The organism is Kitasatospora sp. NPDC059088, assembly GCF_042738155.1.
Taxonomy (GTDB): Bacteria; Actinomycetota; Actinomycetes; order Streptomycetales; family Streptomycetaceae; genus Kitasatospora.
Window position 1 is genome coordinate 1 of sequence record NZ_JBHYGR010000272.1, and the last position, 3030, is coordinate 3030.

3 protein-coding genes are annotated in these 3030 nt (G+C 76.1%); all 3 read left to right on the forward strand.

Annotated elements, in window-relative coordinates; translation table 11 throughout:
- The first annotated feature begins 253 nt into the window (after positions 1-253).
- Positions 254-967, forward strand: a complete 714-nt coding sequence (locus ACFWXO_RS45170; RefSeq protein WP_380533044.1) for a hypothetical protein — start codon at positions 254-256, stop codon at positions 965-967.
- Between the two features lie 62 nt (positions 968-1029).
- The gene (locus tag ACFWXO_RS45175; RefSeq protein WP_380533047.1) at positions 1030-1329 is read left to right on the forward strand and encodes a hypothetical protein; all 300 of its coding nucleotides are present in this window, start codon (positions 1030-1032) and stop codon (positions 1327-1329) included.
- Positions 1330-1338: 9 nt separating this feature from the next.
- Positions 1339-3030: DUF1003 domain-containing protein (locus ACFWXO_RS45180; protein ID WP_380533050.1), on the forward strand; the 1692-nt coding region annotated here is incomplete at its 3' end.

Below are 3030 nucleotides of genomic sequence, written 5' to 3' on the forward strand. Positions count from 1 at the left end.
CCCCGGCGCCGGTGCCGCCAAGCGCACCGGCGGCGGCTCGCGCACCCTGAACGCCCGCTTCCCCGGCACCTGCCCGTGCAGCCGCCCGTACGCCAAGGGCGACAAGATCACCAAGGTCGGCAGCAGCTGGGGCCACCCGGAGTGCGCCGCCGCCCACGCCTGAGCACCTCCGGCCACGTCTGAGCACCTCCGGCCCGCCGTCTGAGTACGGGTACTCAGGCGGCGGCCCGGCCCGGCGGGCACGATGGTGATCATGACGAAGCGCGCGGGGACGGACGGCCGGGGCGGCCGCAGGGCGGTGCGGGTGGCACTGGTGACGACGGTCGCGGGAGCGGCGGTGCTCGGCACGGTCGGCTACCGCGGCGTCGTGACGGTCGCGGAGGAGGTCCCGCGGGTGTGGTCGGGGGAGCCGTACCCGGTGGCCGACCCGGCCGCCGTCGCCGCGCACCTGGACGCCCGGACCCAGGCCGTCTACGACGCCCTCGCCCTGCCGCCCGGTGTGGCGCTGGCCCCGGTGCCGGTCGGCGACGACGGGATCTCCGCCAAGGTCCAGGGCGTCTGCCACGCCCGCGGCCTGGAGCACCTCCTGGAGAGCATGAACGACGGCGGCGCCGACCAGCCCCGCACGGCCGTGCTCGCCGCCCGCTTCACCCTTGCCGGGGTCGGCGCCACCCAGGGGACGGAGGCCCTGGGGCACGCCCGGCGGACCCTGACCGCCCAGGGCTGGACGGTCGTCTCGGCGGACGAGTCCGCGCCCGTCCCCAGCCTGAGCCTGGCACCGCCCGCGGACGGCCCGGGCGCCCTCGCCGAGGGCGCCTCGCTCCGCTACGACCCGGTGGCCCGGACCCTCACCGTCGGCGCGGGCGCCGAGTGCTCCCGCTTCACCGACGGCACCGCGGTGGACGGGGCCGGGCAGCCGACCGCGCTGCCGACCCCCACCGCCCCGAAGCAGCTGCGCGCCCGCTGAGTACCCGACCCACCGCGCTCCGTACAGCCGGGTGGGCACGTCGGCGAAGGCAGGTGAGTGCGGTGATCGTCTCCGAGACCCCGGAGTTCCACATCGGCGACCGGGTGTGGGTGTACCGGGAATCCTCCTACGGCGCGGTGGAGAGCGCCGTCGTGGTGGACACCCCCGCGGACCGCAGCCTGCGGCTGGAGTTCGCCGACGGCCACCGCAACCACCTGCGCCACGGCCGGGTCGAGCTGCACGGCCTGCACCGGAAGGGTGTTGACGGAGCGTTAAGATCCTGCCCCGGAAAGCCTCCGGCCGCCCCGGCCGCTGCCATCATGGGCACGACACCGGCGGCGGGCGCCGGAGTTCGACCGTGAGGAGCGGGCGTGACGGAAGCCGGTACGGCGATCGACCAGCCGCGGCAGCAGCCGGTGACGGTGGCGGACGAGCAGGTCGGGCTGAACGGCGCGATCGCGGCCGCGCTGACCCGGGCCGTGGGCTCGATGCCCGCCCTGTACGTGACCCTGGTGCTGGTCGCCGGCTGGATGGCGCTGGCGACCTGGGGGCCGCTGCACTCGATCGACCCCTACCCCTTCGGCTTCCTGCTGTTCCTGGACAACGTCGTCCAACTGGTGCTCTGCCTGGCGATCCTGGTCGGCCAGCGGGTGCTGGGCCAGGCCGCCGACCGCCGGGCGGTGCAGACCTACGAGAACGCCGAGGCGATCTTCGCCAAGGTCGCCGACCTCCAGGCGCACCTGGACCGGCACGACCGGGCGCTCGGGCGCGGGGTGAGCCTGCTGGAGACCAGCGGGCACCCGTGGATCCAGCGGCACCGGGTACAGCCGCCGCCGCAGGCCCTGGACCAGGCCGCCGGGACCAACGGGCGGATCGCCGCCTGGCTGACCGGGCGGCTGGGCAGCATGTGGGCGTTCTACCTCGCCGCCGTGACCCAGGTGCTGTGGATCGGCCTGTCCCAGCTCGGGGTGCAGACCTTCGACCCGTACCCGTTCGCCTTCATGAGCTTCCTGTCCACCCTGGCCCAGCTGGTCTTCATGATCGTGATCATGGTCGGGCAGGACGTGCTGGGCAAGGCCGGCGACCGCCGCGCCGAGCAGACCCTGCTGGACGCCGAGGCCGTGCTGCACGAGTGCGGCCGGATGAAGGCCCGGCTGGAGGCGCAGGGGAGGGTGATCGAGAGCCTGGCCGACTACACCGACGCCCAGGTCACCCGGCAGCTGGCCCGGGCCATCCACCGCAGCCGGGTGGCGGCGGCGGTCGAGGACGGCGAGGAGGCGGGCAGCCGCCCGGCCCTGCTGCCCTGGGAGGACCTGCCCGAGGAACTGCGCACGGCCAACCGGCGCCAGGCCCGCCAGCTCGGCGAGCGCCTCGCCGCGGTCGGCTGCCTGATGGTGCCCACCTCCGAGCGGGTCGCCCCGGACGCCGTCGGCGGCTTCGAGGACTTCACCGAGGAGGAGGCCGAGGTGCTGGCCCGGCTGGAGCACGAGCACGAGCACCGCTACGGCACGGGCGCCGAACCGGAGGCGCTGCTCCCCGGCCAGCGGGACGGCCGGGCGGCGTTCCTGCCCTGGGAGGAGCTGTCGGACCGGGCCCGGGGCCGGACGGTGGAGTCGGTGCGGCTGATCCCCGCCGTGCTCGCCGAGGTCGGCTTCCAGGTGATCCGGATCGGCCGGGTCGCCGACGGCGCGGGGGAGTTGGACTTCACCCCCGAGGAGTGGGCCACCCTCGGCCGGGCCCTGATGGCCTCCGGCGTCCTGGTCGCGCTCGCCGAGGGCGTCGCGGACCCGGAGGAGGTGATAGCGATCGTCAAGCTGCTGCGCGAGGCGAGCAGCACCCATCCGCGGCGCTTCGTCCGGGAGTTGGCGGCGGCCTCGACCTTCGACACCGGGCTGCGGCCCGACACCCGCTACGCCGAGTACCGCGGGCCCGCGCTGGAGGCGAGGCGGCGGGGCCCCCCCCCCGCCGCGGGGCGGCGCGCCGGCCGCCCCCGCCCCGCCCCCGCCCCGCCCGCAGGGGGTGAGGACCGCGGCAGGCGGCGCCCCCCCCCCCACGCGACCCGA